The 14,276-nt window shown below is 72.1% G+C and carries 12 protein-coding genes; 2 read left to right on the top strand and 10 right to left on the bottom strand.

Translation table 11 applies throughout. From position 1 onward, the window contains the following. Position 1: 1 nt before the first annotated feature. Both cpaB and ABTX62_RS22130 read right to left on the bottom strand, forming a co-directional pair. Entirely contained in the window at positions 2-709 is a 708-nt protein-coding gene (cpaB, locus tag ABTX62_RS22125; protein ID WP_352117773.1) for a Flp pilus assembly protein CpaB, read from the bottom strand. Between the two features lie 70 nt (positions 710-779). Beyond that, entirely contained in the window at positions 780-1,646 is an 867-nt protein-coding gene (locus ABTX62_RS22130; protein ID WP_502997997.1) for a hypothetical protein, read from the bottom strand. A gap of 473 nt (positions 1,647-2,119) precedes the next feature. Here ABTX62_RS22130 and ABTX62_RS22135 point away from each other — a divergent pair, with 473 nt between their 5' ends. Next, positions 2,120-3,808 carry a chitinase gene (locus ABTX62_RS22135; RefSeq protein WP_352117774.1) on the top strand — a complete coding sequence of 563 codons (1,689 nt, stop codon included), beginning with the start codon at positions 2,120-2,122 and terminating at the stop codon, positions 3,806-3,808. Positions 3,809-3,876: 68 nt separating this feature from the next. On the opposite strand, the gene ABTX62_RS22140 is transcribed toward ABTX62_RS22135, so the two are convergent. The 4 genes from ABTX62_RS22140 to ABTX62_RS22155 all read right to left on the bottom strand — a co-directional run bounded on the left by ABTX62_RS22140 (position 3,877) and on the right by ABTX62_RS22155 (position 9,427). Next, positions 3,877-5,193 (bottom strand): Nramp family divalent metal transporter, encoded by a 1,317-nt coding sequence (locus ABTX62_RS22140; RefSeq protein WP_352117775.1) that lies wholly within the window; start codon positions 5,191-5,193, stop codon positions 3,877-3,879. Positions 5,194-5,349: 156 nt separating this feature from the next. Continuing rightward, positions 5,350-5,832, bottom strand: a complete 483-nt coding sequence (locus ABTX62_RS22145) for an ATP-binding protein (RefSeq protein ID WP_352117776.1) — start codon at positions 5,830-5,832, stop codon at positions 5,350-5,352. Positions 5,833-5,913: 81 nt separating this feature from the next. Continuing rightward, positions 5,914-6,816 carry an anti-sigma factor RsbA family regulatory protein gene (locus ABTX62_RS22150; RefSeq protein ID WP_352117777.1) on the bottom strand — a complete coding sequence of 301 codons (903 nt, stop codon included), beginning with the start codon at positions 6,814-6,816 and terminating at the stop codon, positions 5,914-5,916. 142 nt (positions 6,817-6,958) lie between these two features. After that, on the bottom strand, positions 6,959-9,427 hold the full coding sequence (locus ABTX62_RS22155; RefSeq protein ID WP_352117778.1) for an ATP-binding protein: 2,469 nt from the start codon (positions 9,425-9,427) through the stop codon (positions 6,959-6,961). 273 nt (positions 9,428-9,700) lie between these two features. Here ABTX62_RS22155 and ABTX62_RS22160 point away from each other — a divergent pair, with 273 nt between their 5' ends. Further along, the gene (locus ABTX62_RS22160; protein WP_352117779.1) at positions 9,701-11,053 is read left to right on the top strand and encodes a M14 family metallopeptidase; all 1,353 of its coding nucleotides are present in this window, start codon (positions 9,701-9,703) and stop codon (positions 11,051-11,053) included. Positions 11,054-11,214: 161 nt separating this feature from the next. Here ABTX62_RS22160 and ABTX62_RS22165 read toward each other — a convergent pair whose 3' ends face one another. The 4 genes from ABTX62_RS22165 to ABTX62_RS22180 form a co-directional block, all read right to left on the bottom strand. Continuing rightward, a complete protein-coding gene (locus ABTX62_RS22165; protein ID WP_352117780.1) occupies positions 11,215-11,733 on the bottom strand; it encodes a hypothetical protein in 519 nt (172 codons plus the stop codon). Positions 11,734-11,958: 225 nt separating this feature from the next. Further along, positions 11,959-12,369 carry a RidA family protein gene (locus tag ABTX62_RS22170; protein ID WP_352117781.1) on the bottom strand — a complete coding sequence of 137 codons (411 nt, stop codon included), beginning with the start codon at positions 12,367-12,369 and terminating at the stop codon, positions 11,959-11,961. Beyond that, positions 12,366-13,127 carry an IclR family transcriptional regulator gene (locus tag ABTX62_RS22175; protein ID WP_352117782.1) on the bottom strand — a complete coding sequence of 254 codons (762 nt, stop codon included), beginning with the start codon at positions 13,125-13,127 and terminating at the stop codon, positions 12,366-12,368. Before ABTX62_RS22175 ends, ABTX62_RS22170 begins: the two co-directional genes overlap by 4 nt. After that, positions 13,124-14,194, bottom strand: a complete 1,071-nt coding sequence (locus ABTX62_RS22180; RefSeq protein WP_352117783.1) for a sugar kinase — start codon at positions 14,192-14,194, stop codon at positions 13,124-13,126. The genes ABTX62_RS22175 and ABTX62_RS22180 overlap by 4 nt, the downstream gene beginning before the upstream one ends. Positions 14,195-14,276: the final 82 nt, after the last annotated feature.

Consider the following 14,276-nt stretch of genomic DNA (forward strand, 5'->3'; position numbering starts at 1 on the left):
CTCACTTGTCTTTCGCGAGTTCGTACGTCCGGTCCCGCTCGGGGACGGTGGTGTCGCTGCCGGGCGCGACGAGGGCGAGCCGGACCCGCTTGGCGAACGACTCGGCGTAGGTGATGCGCTGGGCGTCGAGGGCGGACAGCGCGAACGTGATCGGGACGGCGTCGGTGGGCTGCTGGGTGCGGTTGCCCTCGTCGGGCTTCAGCGCGGTGAGCCGGCCGACGTCGAGGACCTTGGCGCTGGTGACGATGATCTTCGACTGGTCGGGGTCGCCCTCGCGCGCGCCCTCGAAGGTGGCGTAGACGTTGACCGAGGCTCCGGGGGTGATCTTGCCGGCCACGCCGGTGGCCGCGTCGATCATGATGGCGACTTCCTGCTGGCCGGGCTGGAGGGCCGGCCGGCGGACGATCATGTCGGACTGGAGCAGGGAGCCCGCGCGCAGCGTGGTCACGGCGATCTTGCCCTGGATCTCCCGCAGATCGGTGACCGCGTTGTCGGACAGCCACCGTTCGGGCATCTTGATCTTCTCGAACTGGCCCGTGCTGAGGGTGGTGTAGGGCGGCACGTCGGAGGTGAGCCGGTAGGCGGTGACCTCGGGGCCGACTTTCGACTTCACGTCACTGATGACGGAGAGCACGCCGGCGAAGGCGCCGAGGGCGCAGACGACCGACAGGAGCAGGAGAATCACGCCGCGGCGCTGACGGGAGTTCATGAACCGTACAACCTCGTTGGGGATATCGGTCGAGCGGGATCGGAACAGGGCTGACGAGCGGTGCCGGGCCTCACCCGACGGCCGTCCGGTTCTCGAGCTGCCGGCTGGGCGGACTGTCGTGGACGGGGGGCGTGGCCGAGCAGAACACGCAGCGGTCGCCGATGACGTCGATCCCGCACCAGTGGCACCGGCCCCGGCGCACGGACGTGACCAGCTGGTAGAGGACGGACAGGTCGGGCAGGTAGCTGCAGAACTCGATGAGCTTGCCGGTGCCCCACCAGCCGGGCGACTCGGCCGGCAGCGGGGTCTCGCGCAGCCCTTGCACCTTCCAGGAGGGGGCGAGGGTGCCCGTGACCCAGTCGGACTGGAGCTGCCCCTTGGCGACGAGCATCCAGGTGCCGAACTCGGGGCCGGGGAGCTGGGCTTCGGGGGTGATCCTGATCAGGTGCGGCTCGGGGTGTGCGAGGACGCCGAACTGCGTGCCGGGCACCCAGGACTTGGCGTGCGACTTGAGGCCGACGGGGACGCGGTCGAGCCGGGTGACGGAGTTGAGGAGCGCGCCGGCGTGGATGTAGTGGACGAGCAGCCGGCCGGCCGAGGCGAGTACGCCGGGGCTGATGTCGCAGGAGGCGAGCTGCCGTAACTGACGGGCCAGGACGGCGAGTCCGAGCGGCGGAAGTTCCGGCCGGAACAGGGCGATCCGGTCGCTCTCCATGAGGGCGCGCAGGGTGTGCAGCCGTCGCTGCACCGCGGTGGGCGCGGCCTGTGGGCAGACCACGATCACATGGCCGTGGTGCTCGACCAGGGCCTGCATCTCCGCGAGGGCCTGCTCCAGGGGGCGTCGGTGGATGTCGCGGAGCACGACGGCGGGCAGGGTCCGTTCGTCCTGTGGCGGCAGCGCCATGTCAGCGCTGGTCACGGCAATGGCAGTTGGCACGCGCAGCTCCCCGTTTTCCCCATGCCCGTCGGAACGCCGGGTGTCACCCCGGCGCACCGTGTCGACTTCACTGCGTGACTACCTCAGCACTGTATCCACGGCTCTGTGACCGGAGAACAGCGTTTGTGTAGCTGGAGAGCAACTGTCGTTGCACAAGATGCGGCAAAACGGGGCAGGTTGAGCATCTTGCCGGTCGTTGCGACGGGCTCCGGCGGTCCCGGGTGAGGGACCCGGGGGGCCTGGTGTCGACGGTGGGCCTTCGTTCACGGACGCCGCGTCGGTCGCCGCCGGGAAGGACTTCAAGCCGGGCATGGAGGTCGGCCGGTTCGGCGCCGACAGGATGCCGGACCCGGCGGGTGCCGCGTTGTGGATGTCCGCGGGTGTGCCGCCGGCGGGGTGCGCGGGGGGACTACTGGTCGACATGTTGGTCTGGACCTCTTGACACCATCGCTGGTCTGGACCATTTTCTTGTCATGTCCAGACACAGGCGATCCCTGCGGCTGTGGTCGGGTGCCGTCACGGCTGCCCTGGCCCTCACTGTCACGACCGTCGGCCAGGCGAACGCCGCCGACGTCAACAACGCCAGGAACCCCGGCTTCGAGTCGGGCCTGAGCGACTGGACCTGCTCGTCGGGCAGCGGCACCACGGTCTCCTCCCCGGCGCACTCCGGGTCGGCCGCGCTGCGGGCGACCCCGTCGGGGCAGGACAACGCCCGGTGCGGCCAGACGGTGGCGGTGAAGCCGAACTCCACCTACACGCTGGGCGCGTGGGTGCGGGGCGGGTACGCCTACCTCGGTGTGACGGGCACGGGCACCACGGACGTGTCCACCTGGACGCCGCACTCCTCCTCCTGGAAGCAGCTGTCGACGAGCTTCAGGACGGGTTCGTCCACGACATCGGTGACGGTGTACACGCACGGCTGGTATGGGCAGGCGGCGTACTACGCCGACGACGTGTCGGTGTTCGGCCCCGACGGCGGCGGGGGCACGGACCCGGGCCCCACGATCCCGTCCGCGCCGAGCGGCCTGAACGTCTCCGGCACGACGTCCACGTCGGTCTCCCTCGCCTGGAACACGGTCTCCGGAGCGACGGGTTACACCGTCTACCGCGACGGCACCAAGGTGACCGCCGTCTCCGGCACCTCGGCGACGGTGACCGGACTCGCGGCCTCGACGTCGTACTCCTTCCAGGTCACGGCGTCGAACGGGGCCGGTGAGTCGCCGAAGTCGGCGGCGGTGACGGGAACCACGAAGCAGCCGAACGGCCCGGGCCCCTCGCTCCCCAAGCATGTGGTGACCGGCTACTGGCAGAACTTCGACAACGGCGCGACGGTCCAGCGCATCTCGGACGTCCCCGCCGCGTACGACATCATCGCGGTGGCCTTCGCGGACGCCACGGGCACGCCCGGGGCGGTGTCCTTCACCCTGGACTCGGCCGGGCTGAAGGGCTACACGGTCGACCAGTTCAAGGCGGACGTGCGCGCCAAGCAGGCCGCGGGCAAGAAGGTCGTCATCTCGGTGGGCGGAGAGCGCGGCACGGTGTCGGTCAACGACGCCACGGCCGCGGCCAACTTCGCGAACAGCGTGTACTCCGTGATGCAGACGTACGGCTTCGACGGGGTCGACATCGACCTGGAGAACGGCCTCAACGCGACGTACATGACGCAGGCGCTGCGCGCGCTGTCGGCGAAGGCGGGCCCGTCGCTCGTCCTGACGATGGCTCCCCAGACCATCGACATGCAGTCGACGTCCAACGGGTACTTCCGGACCGCGCTGAACGTGAAGGACATCCTCACGGTCGTCAACATGCAGTACTACAACAGCGGCTCCATGCTCGGCTGCGACGGCAAGGTCTACAGCCAGGGCTCGGTCGACTTCCTCACGGCCCTGGCCTGCATCCAGCTGGAGAACGGCCTCGCCCCCTCCCAGGTGGGTCTGGGCCTGCCGGCCTCGACGCGCGGGGCGGGCAGCGGCTACGTCTCCCCGACCGTGGTGAACAACGCCCTGGACTGCCTGACCAGGGCCACGAACTGCGGCACCTTCACACCGCCCCGGACCTACCCCGACCTGCGGGGCGCGATGACCTGGTCGACCAACTGGGACGCGACGGCGGGCAACGCGTGGTCCAGCGCGGTGGGACCGCACGTGCACGGGCTGCCGTAGCCGGACCGATGAGGCCGGTGGGGTGAGGGGGGCCGGAACTCCCCTCACCCCGCCCGCCGCTCGCCGCTCTAGAAGAACTCCCCCCACGGCTGGTCCCAGATCTGCTTCACGCACAGGACGAGGAACAGCAGGCCCGCCCCGGCCAGCATCGCGTTGCTGAGGGGGCCGTTGCGCCACTCGCGGGGAGTACGCGAGGAGTTGAGGAGCCAGATCAAGGTCGCGGCGAGGAAGGGGAGGAAGGCCGCGCCGAGGACGCCGTAGATGATGATCAGGCGGAAGGGCTGGCCCTCGAAGAGCAGGATCATCGGCGGGAAGGTCAGCCAGAGCAGATAGGCGCGGAACGGCCGGGAACGCTCGCGTTCGCCCGAGGCGACCTGCGCGCCCCTGGCCTGGCCCCGGCCCGACAGGCGGCCCACGAAGTCGGCGAACATCAGGCTCACTCCGTGCCAGACGCCGATCAGCGAGGTGAAGGACGCGGCGAAGAAGCCGATGAGGAAGAACGTCGCCGTCGCCTGACCGTACTCGTCCTCCAGGATGTCACCCAGCTGCACCAGGCCCTTGTCGCCGCTCGCGATCGCGACGTTCGCCGAGTGCAGCAGCTCCGCGCCGACGAACAGCATGGCGATGACGAAGATGCCGGTCGTGGCGTAGGCGACGCGGTTGTCCAGCCGCATGACCTTCATCCAGCCGGTGTCGGTCCAGCCCTTGGCGTTGACCCAGTAGCCGTACGCCGCGAGCGTGATCGTGCCGCCCACACCACCGATCAGACCCAACGTGTTGAGGATCGAGTCCTTCTCGTCCGGCAGCACCGGCAGGAGCCCGGCGAAGGCGTCGGGGATGTTCGGCGTGACACGGACCGCCAGGTACACCGTCACCACGAACATGACGCCCACCAGGACCGTCATGACCTTCTCGAACACCGCGTACTTGTTGAACCAGACGAAGACCAGTCCGACCAGACCGCAGGCGATGCCCCACCACTTGAGGTCCATCACGTCCGGGAACAGCGCCTGCAGCGGCAGCGCGCTCGACGACATCGCCGCCGCGCCGTAGACGAACCCCCAGACCACGACGTAGACCGCGAAGAACCACGTGGTCCAGCGGCCGAGGCTCGCCCAGCCGTCGAACAGGGTGCGGCCGGTGGACAGATGCCAGCGGCCCGCCGCCTCCGCCAGGGAGATCTTCACCAGGCAGCCGATGATCGCGGCCCACAGGAGGGTGTAGCCGAAGTTGCTGCCCGCGATGAGGGTGGCGACCAGGTCGCCGGCACCGACGCCGGTCGCCGCGACGACGATGCCCGGCCCGATGTACTTCCAGCTCGCCTTCCGGGGCTGCGGGGGATGGGTGGCCGCGCTTTCCGTGGTGTTGCCCGTGGTGTCCGCCATGAAGGTCAAGAAACCGCAAGGAGGCCGGACCGACAAGAGGGCCTGAGCGGAATCACCCCGGGGGTGCGAGACCTGCGCGAAACCACCACGATGACGAGCGGGCCGGAGCCGGGCCCGGGCGGCTGGACGCACCGCCGGGGCCCGGCCGGCGGAGCGTCACGGCTGTCGCCGACCACAGCCGTCCGATCCGCATGTGCCGAGCTCGAACCACACGGTCTTGCCCGGCCCGTCCCGGTGGCAGCCCCACCGCTGGGCGAGCGCGTCCACCAGGAACATTCCGCGGCCGCTCTCCCCCGTGCCCGCGTCCAGCACCCGCGGCACGCGGCGTTCGCCGTCGGCGACCTCGCACCGCAGCACGCCGTGCGCGGCGAAGAGCGTGAGCCGGAAGCGGCTCCGGGCGTGCACCAGGGCGTTGGCCGCCAGTTCGCCGACGAGCAGTTCGGCCACCTCGGCCACCTCACCGGGCTCGGCGAGCCCCCAGGCCTCCAGCTGCCTGCGGACCTCCGCACGCGCCTCGCGGACGGCGGAGGGCAGCGGTGCGTACTCGACACTCAGATGGCCCGCTCCCAGGGGCGGTTGCGGGAACGGGCCGTAGTGGGCGTCGGGGTCCGGGAGGGACCACCCGGAGAGTTGCAGCATGGGTCAAGGGTGATCCGCAGGGGTGGCCCGGCGCAGGGGGAGGACTACCCGATCCCCTACCTGTTCGCGCAGGTGGGGTGGTCATGCGTACTGGAGACGGACCGTCGCTCCGTCGGCGTCGTCGCGGATGTCCACGTAGGCGCAGACCTGACGCGCGTACCAGAGTCCCGGGCCCGGTTCCGGGCCCGCGGCGGAGGGCGGGACGAACCCGGCGAGCGGGTCGTCGAGACGGCGGGCCGAGCGCAGTTCGCAGACGCAGGCGGGTGCCTCGCCCCACAGCAGGGCGTCGCCCCCGAGGGGTGCGAGGGCCGCCGCCGTCTCCGCCACCGCGGCGGCGAACAGCTCGGCGTCGGCGGCGGGCAGCCCCCGGGCCGCTGCCCAGCGCCGCACGCCGGCGGCGTCCGGCTCCCGCAGGGGCCGCGCACCGGCCGGGGGCAACGGCAGGGGTACGGCGTCCAGTTCGGCCGCGAGACGCAGCGGGTCCTCGTACACCTCCGTGTCGGGGTGGGTGCGGCGGGCCGCGGCGACGACGGCGGGCCCGGCGGTGCGGGCGTCGTACGCGCACAGGGCGGTCGTGGCCATGGGCGCGAAGAGGAGGTTGGCCAGGGCCTCGTAGCGGATCCACTCGGTGGTCTCGCGGGCCGAGCGGCCGGCACGGCCGCTCCAGACGGGCTCCATGACGAGGTGGATCCGGCCGCCGGGGCCGGCGTGCGCGGTGAGGTACGCGGCGGCCCGGGCGACGGCGTTGGCGGCGGAACCCGTGTACCAGTCGGTGTGCGGGATGCAGGTGACGTCCTTCGCGTCGCGGCCGAGGGCGTCCCGCAGGAGATCCAGATTGCGCGGGGCGGCGATGGCCACCGGCGGCGGTTCGCCGGAGGCGCCGAGTCCTTCGCCGAGGAAGGGCAGGGCGGCGGCGAGGAAGCCGTCGTCGGAGTCGAAGACGGCCATGCGGTGGTCGAAGGCGCTGGGTTGTGCGGTGGTCATGCGATCCCCTCGGATGGGTGAGCGTGCGGGTCGTGGGGGGGCGGGTCATGGGGGGCAGGTCGTGGGGGGCGGGTCGTGGGGGGCGGGTCATGGGGGGCAGGTCGTGGGGGGCGGGTCGTGGGGGCGGGTCGTGGGGGGCGGGTCAGCGCTGTGCCGTCATCCAGGCGGCGATCTGGCTGCGGTTGCTGAAGCCGAGCTTGCCGAGGATGCGTTCCACATGGCCTTCGGCGGTGCGGCGGGCGATCACCAGGCGGCCGGCGATCTGCTGGTTGGCGAGTCCCTCGGCGACGAGCCGGGCGACTTCGGTCTCGCGGCGGGTCAGCCGCACCGCGGTGTCGTCGTGCGGCGGGGCAGCGGGCTCCGTGGGGTGCGGTCGGCCGGGCTCCTGGAGCGCGTGGCCGGCCAGCTCGGCGAGACCGAGCGCCGCGCCGCGCCGGTGGGCCCGCTCGAACGCCTCGCGCCCCAGGGCCCGGACGGCCCTCTCCTCGCTGTCCCGGCGTACGGAGGTGAGGACGTGGGCGCCCCAGCGGCCGGTGTCGATGTCGGCCCAGACGCGGTCGGCGCCGCCCAGCAGCAGGGCGGCGTGCCCGTAGGCGTCGCGTGCCGCCGCGACGGACGCCAGCAGGTCGAGGGTGAGGGCGATGCCGATGACGTCGTGGACGGCGAGTTTGAGCCGCAGGGCCTCGCGGGCGTGCCGTTCGGCCCGGGGCCAGTCGCCGCGCACGGTGTGCGCGAGGGCGAGCATCCGCAGCACGTACGAGCGCACCCATTGCTCGCCGTGCCGCTCGCACAGCCGCAGGGCCTGCTCGCAGACCTCCACCGCCCGCTCGGCCTCCCCCAGGAAGCCCAGCGCGCAGGCGAGTTCGACCTGGTCCAGGCCGACGAGGCTGAGGTGCTGGCCGGGCACGGGGCCACGGCCGACGGTGGTCTCGAAGTGCCTCAGCGCTCCGGGCAGATCACCGCCGAACAGCCGGATGACGCCGATGACGTATTCGGCGTGGGCGCCCTCGGCCGCGTCACCGAGGGCCCGGGCGAGGGCGAGGGCCTCGGTGGCGTGGCGGCGGCCCCGGGGGAAGTCCCGGGTGGCGGCGGCCAGCAGCCCGGCGACCCAGAGGCCGCGGGCCCGTTCCCGGGTCGGTTCGGGGGCGGCGGCCAGGGCCCGGTCGAGCCAGTACAGGCCCTCGCGGGAGGCGCCGCCGGCATGCCAGTAGAACCAGAGCGTGCCGGCGAGGCGCAGTGCGGCGAGCTCCTCGCCGGGGGTGGACAGGCTGAAGTCGAGGGCGGCGCGCAGGTTGTCCCGGTCGGCGCGCAACCGGGCGACGGTCTCCGGCTGCCCGGGCCCGAACCAGCCGCGCTCGCACTCCTCGGCCCGCCGCAGCATCCAGTCCCGCTGCCGCCGCCGGGCGGTCTCCTCCTCCCCGGCGTCCCGCCGCAGCTGCTCCAGCCCGTACTGCCGCAGGGTGTCGAGCAGCCGGTAGCGCACCCCGCCGGGCCCGGGCTCACGGCTGAGCACGGACTTGTCCACGAGCCCGGCCACGGCTTCCAGAACGTCGTCCGCACCCAGGCGTGGGACCGAAGCCAGAGCCCGGGTGGGCGCCGCGGGGGGCCGGGCCTGTGACCCCGGGACGCCCGTGAGCTCCGGGGCGCCCGGGGGCCGGGCCTCCGCGCCCGGGGCCTCCACGGGCCGAGGGCCCGGGTCCTCCTGGGCGGTGTCCGCGCACACCGCCTCCGCGGTTTCCAGGTCGAAGCCGCCCGCCAGGACCGACAGCCGGGCCCACACCGTCTGCTCGGGGGTGGTGCACAGATCGTGGCTCCAGGCGACCGCCGCCCGCAGGGTCTGGTGGCGGGGCAGGGCGGTGGGGCTGCCGGTGGTGAGGAAGCGGTAGCGGTCGTCGAGGCGGTCGAGGAGCTGGTCGACGTCGAGGACGCGCATGCGGACGGCGGCCAGTTCGATGGCGAGGGGCAGACCGTCCAGGCGGCGGCACAGCCGGGCGACGGAGGCGCGGTTGGCGGCGGTGACGCGGAAGCCGGGGACGACGGCGGCGGCCCGGTCGGCGAAGAGGGTGAGGGCCGGGTAGCCCTCGGCGGTGGACAGGTCGCCGTCCGGGTCGGGTACCGGCAGCGGCCGTACCTCCAGCAGGTGTTCCTCGGTGAGGCCGAGGCGGTGCCGGCTGGTGGCGAGGATCCGGACGCCCTCGGTGCCGTGCAGCAGGGCCGCGGCGAGCCGGGCGCACGCGCCCGCCAGGTGCTCGCAGTTGTCGACGACGAGGAGCAGCCGCCGGTCCCTCACCTGCTCGACGAGGGCGTCCAGGGGCGGCTGGGCGGAGTGGTCGTGGAGCCCGAGCGCGTCGGCGGCGGTGAGCGGGACGAGGGCCGGGTCGTGCAGTCCGGACAGGTGCACGAAGCGCACGCCGTCCGGGAAGGCCCGCCGCACCCGGGCCGCGATGCGCGCGGCGAGCCGGGTCTTGCCGACGCCGCCCGGCCCGGTCAGCGTCACCAGTCGTGCGCGGGCCAGCAGTTCGCGGCCCTGGGTCAGTTCGCCACGCCGGTCGACGAAGCTGGTCGTCTCGGCCGGCAGGTGGTGGTCCCGTCGTGGCGCTGATCCGCCCATGATCAGCCAGTCCTCTGAGGGGTGTCGTCCGGGGAGCCGGACACTCCGGCTCCCCTTGTGGGGACCCTCACCCTCTCCCGCCGCGTACATCTACGCACGCCGCGGCCACCCCTGTGGGTGCACTTCCACCGGGTCACCTCGATCGCGGCGCCGCACGCGTACACTGCGCGGCCACTTTCAGCCTTGACCTGCCCATGCCATCGGCAGAACGATGTGCGCCACCCGCACCCAGCACGTCGCACGGAACAACCCCACCTCCCACAAGGAGATTTCATGCGACTTCGCATACGAGGCTCCGGTGCCCGCACCGGCAGACGCACCGCCGCCCTCGCCGGCCTTCTCGCCCTCGCCCTCGCGGCGCCGTTGTCCGCGACGACGACCGACGCCACCGCCGACGGCGCCCGTCGAGCGGCCGCCACGGCCGACGACGTCCGCCAGTACGAGATCCATCTGCACTCGACGGCCGAGGACCGCACGGCACTTCAGCGCACGGGCGTGACCGTGGACGAGGTCCACGGTCACGGTGTCGTGGTCTCCGGCCGCGCCGACCAGATCAGGAAACTGCGCGGGCTGGGCTACGAGGTCGCCCCGCTCGGCGCGGTGCCCGACCGTTCCGCGGGCGAGGACGGCGTCCGGCTCTTCGACTTCCCGTCGGGCGACTCGAAATACCACAACTACGCGGAGATGACGAGCGAGATCAACGCGCTCGTCTCGGCCAACCCGTCCATCGCGAGCCAGCGCGTGATCGGCACGTCGTACCAGGGCCGGAACATCGTCGCCATCAAGATCAGCGACAACGTCGGCTCCGACGAGTCCGAACCGGAGGTGCTGTTCACGCACCACCAGCACGCCCGCGAGCACCTGACCGTCGAGATGGCGCTCTACCTGCTGCGCGAGCTGACCTCCGACTACGGTTCCGACTCACGCGTCACCGGCATGGTGAACAACCGTGAGATCTGGATCGTCCCGGACATCAACCCGGACGGCGGCGAGTACGACATCGCCACCGGCTCGTACCGCTCCTGGCGCAAGAACCGGCAGCCCAACCCCGGCTCGCGGTACGTCGGTACGGACCTGAACCGCAACTGGAACTACCGCTGGGGCTGCTGCGGCGGCTCCTCGGGCTCCACGTCGTCCGACACCTACCGGGGGCCGTCCGCCGAGTCCGCACCCGAGGTGAAGGTCGTCGCGGACTTCGTGCGCAGCCGGGTCGTCGGCGGTACGCAGCAGATCAAGGCGGGGGTCGACTTCCACACCTACAGCGAGCTGGTGCTGTGGCCGTTCGGCTACACGTACTCCGACACGGCGACCGGGATGACCGCGGACGACAACGCGGCGTTCAAGGCGGTCGGGCAGAAGATGGCCGCGAGCAACGGGTACACGGCGGAGCAGTCCAGCGACCTGTACATCACCGACGGGTCCATCGACGACTACCTCTGGGGAGCACACAAGATCTTCGGGTACACCTTCGAGATGTACCCCCGGTCCGGTGGGGGTGGGTTCTACCCGCCCGACGAGGTGATCGAGCGGGAGACCTCCCGTAACCGCGACGCGGTGCTGCAACTGCTGGAGAACGCCGACTGTATGTACCGGTCGATCGGCAAGGAGAGCCAGTACTGCGCTTAGGGGTCCTTTCACTATGAGCGTCCGATCAGGTCGCGTGGTCTGGTGCCGTGCATCGCAAGGCGCCGGAGCGCCCATGTAGCGGAGCTACCTGGGCGTTTCGGCAACGCGGCGAGGTGCGGTGCCAGGCCGCGCGACCCGGACGGGCATAGTGAAAGGACCCCTTAGTCGGCGTCTTCCTCGAAGTAGGCGTCCAGCACCGCGTCCAACTGCGCGTCCCACTCCGCGAAACGGCTCCTGGCCGGCGCCTCGATCTCGATCGGGTACCAGCGCCGGTCAGGGGTGTGGACGGTGACGGTGTACCGCTTGCCGAAGCGGGCCGTCTCCGTCTCCACCGCGCCGATCTCGTCCCAGCGGAACTCGCATTCCTGGTCGTCCAGGGACAGTCGTACGCCTCTGCGGTCGGCGACCAGCCTGGCGCGGCGGTCGGACGCCTCGAAGACGGGGCCGTCGGTCTCGGTCTCCTCCTCCTGCTCGGAGGGGGCCGCCTCCGCCGGGTCCGCCGGGTCGGGGCCGGCCTCCTCGGCCTCCTCGGCCTCCTCGGTGTCCGCGCCCTCGGGCTCCTTCTCCGGCCCGTCCTCCTCCGTCGGCCGGGACGGGGGTGACGTGAGCCCGGGGATGAAGGCCGGGTCGAATCCGGCGCCTTCCAGGGGCTGGCTGCTCGAACCTATGCGCTGCTCCACAGCGGAGCAGTATGGTCGACAAACCTGTGCGGCACACAGTCGACCGCGGCATCGTTATGAGACGCCTACACGAACAGACTCAAAACCGCCGCCACCGCGAACCCCCTCACCGGCAGCACGCTCTCCCGCACGGTCCGGGTCCTGAGACGAGCCCGGCCCCGTCGATCAGATCGGCGACACCTCCCGAAGGGGGTCACGCACGCGGCGGGCGAGGGGAGCGAACCATCAGCCGAGCACGGCCAGAGCATCGATCTCGATGAGCAGGCCCGCCGGCAGGCCGACGTAGACGGTCGTGCGCGCGGCGGGCGGCCGGGTCAGCCCCTGCTCCTCGAAGTACGCGTCGTAGATCTGGTTCATCTCGGCGAAGTGGGCCACATCCGTCAGGTAGACGCGGATCATCATCACGTCGTCCCAGGAGGCGCCGCCCTCCTCCAGGATCGCCTTGACGTTGGCGAGGGTCTGGAGGGTCTGCTCGCGCAGGGTGGGCCCGGCGGGCGTGGGCGCCTTGCCCTCCTCGGCGGGCAGGAAGCCGACCTGGCCGGCGACCTGGAGGATGTTGCCCTTGCGCACGCCGTGCGAGAACTTCGCCGGCGGGGTGGTGTGGGTCTTCGGGGTGAGTGCGGTCTTGTCCGTCATACGGTGCCCTTCACTGGTGTCCTGCCGGAGTACTCGCCGCTGATGGCGTCCGCCGTGCGGCGCACCAGCGGCAGGAGGGTGAGGAGTTCGTCGGCGGTGACGACGACGTTCGGCGCGGAGACCGACATCGCGGCGACGACCCGGCCGTCGGCGCCGCGGATGGGCGCCGCGACGCAGTTGACGGACTCCTCGTGGCCGCCGAGGTCGGTGGCCCAGCCCTGTTCGCGCACCTTCTCCAGCTCACGCAGGAACGCACCGGCGTCGGGGGTCGAACGGGACGTGTAGGCGGGGTAGTCGAGCTTCTGTGCGACCGTCCGCCGCTCGTGCTCGGGCAGGTCGGCCAGCAGCAGCTTGGCGACCGCGGCGACGGTGATGGCCACGGGTTTGCCGATGCGGGAGTACATCCGCACCGGGTAGCGGCTCTCGACCTTGTCGATGTAGAGGACCTCGTTCTCCTCGTACACGGCGAGGTGCACGGTGTGCCCGCAGTCCTCGTTGAGGCGGACCAGGTGGGGGTGGGCGATCTCGCGGACGTCGAGGTTCTCCATCGCCTCCTGGGCGAGGGCGAAGAGCCGGGCGCCCAGGCGGTAGCGCTGGTCGGACTGGCGGTAGACGAGCCCGTGCTCGTGCAGGGTGCGCAGCAGGCGCAGGGCCGTGGACTTGTGGACGCCGAGGCGGTCGGCGACCTGTCCCAGGTCGGCGGGGCCCTCGGCGAGCAACGGCAGGATGCTGAGCGCGCGGTCGACGGTCTGGCTCATGGCGTACGCACCTCCTCGTCGGCCCGCTGTGTCCGCTCGGTCCAGCCCGGGCCGAGTCGCAGTCTCCCCCATGCCGCGTCGTCCAGGGCGACGAGCCGGTCGGCGTGCTCCCGCGCGGGCGGTGTCGCGAGGTCGCCGGGCACGGTGAGGGCGGCGGCGGCCATCAGATGCCCGTGCCGCAGCCGGTCCCGGACGGGCAGCGCGCGCAGGGTGGCGGAGAGGAACCCGGCGGCGAAGGCGTCTCCGGCGCCGACGGCGGCGACGACGTCCACGCGGGGCGCGTGGGCGAGGGTGGCCGTGCCGTCCGCGCCCTTCGCGTCGCCGGGGTCCTTGCCGAGGGCGACGGCGCCGCCCGGGCCCCTCTTGACGACCACGAGCTCGGGTTCGGGCAGCGCGTCCCGGACGGCGGACGCGCCGCGCAGTCCCCACGCGCCGAGGGCCTCGTCGGACCCGACGAAGACGAGGTCCGCGCGGCGGGCGAGGTCCAGCAGCGCCCGGGGCCCGTCGTGGTCGGGCCAGAGCCCCGGCCGGTGGTTGACGTCGAAGGAGACGAGCGGCCGGCGCGGGCCCGGCTCGGTCAGCTCCCACAGCAGGTCGAGGCAGCCGCCGGAGAGCGCCGCCGTGATCCCCGACAGGTGCAGCACCCGGGCGGCCCGGACGGCCGCCAGGTCGACGGTGTCGGCGGACATCGCCGAGGCGGCCGATCCGGCCCGGTAGTAGGCCACTTCGTGGGCGTCGGTGGCCCGGTCCCCCGACGTGCGGAAGTAGACGCCGGTGGGACGCGCCGGATCGCGCCGTACGGACGCGATGTCGACGCCGTAGGAGCCGATCTCCTCGACGAGGTGGTCGCCGAAGCCGTCGGCGCCGACCGCGCCGACCCACCGCGCGGAGTGCCCCGCCGCCGCCAGCACGCACGCCACGTTGGACTCCGCCCCGCCGATGCCCCGCTCGAACGAGGGCACGTCGGCGAGGCGGCCCGGCCGGGAGGGCAGGAACGTGACCATGGACTCGCCGAGCGCGACGACGTCCACGACGTCGGGGGCGTTGCGGGGTCCGGTGGGGGTCACGATGCTCGTAGCTCCTCGGCGAGGTCGGTGGGTGGCGGTTTCATTGACCGGCGGTGGCCGAGATGTTAGACAGCGTTGAGCG

The sequence above is a fragment of the Streptomyces sp. NPDC096046 genome, from assembly GCF_040303285.1.
GTDB lineage: Bacteria > Actinomycetota > Actinomycetes > Streptomycetales > Streptomycetaceae > Streptomyces.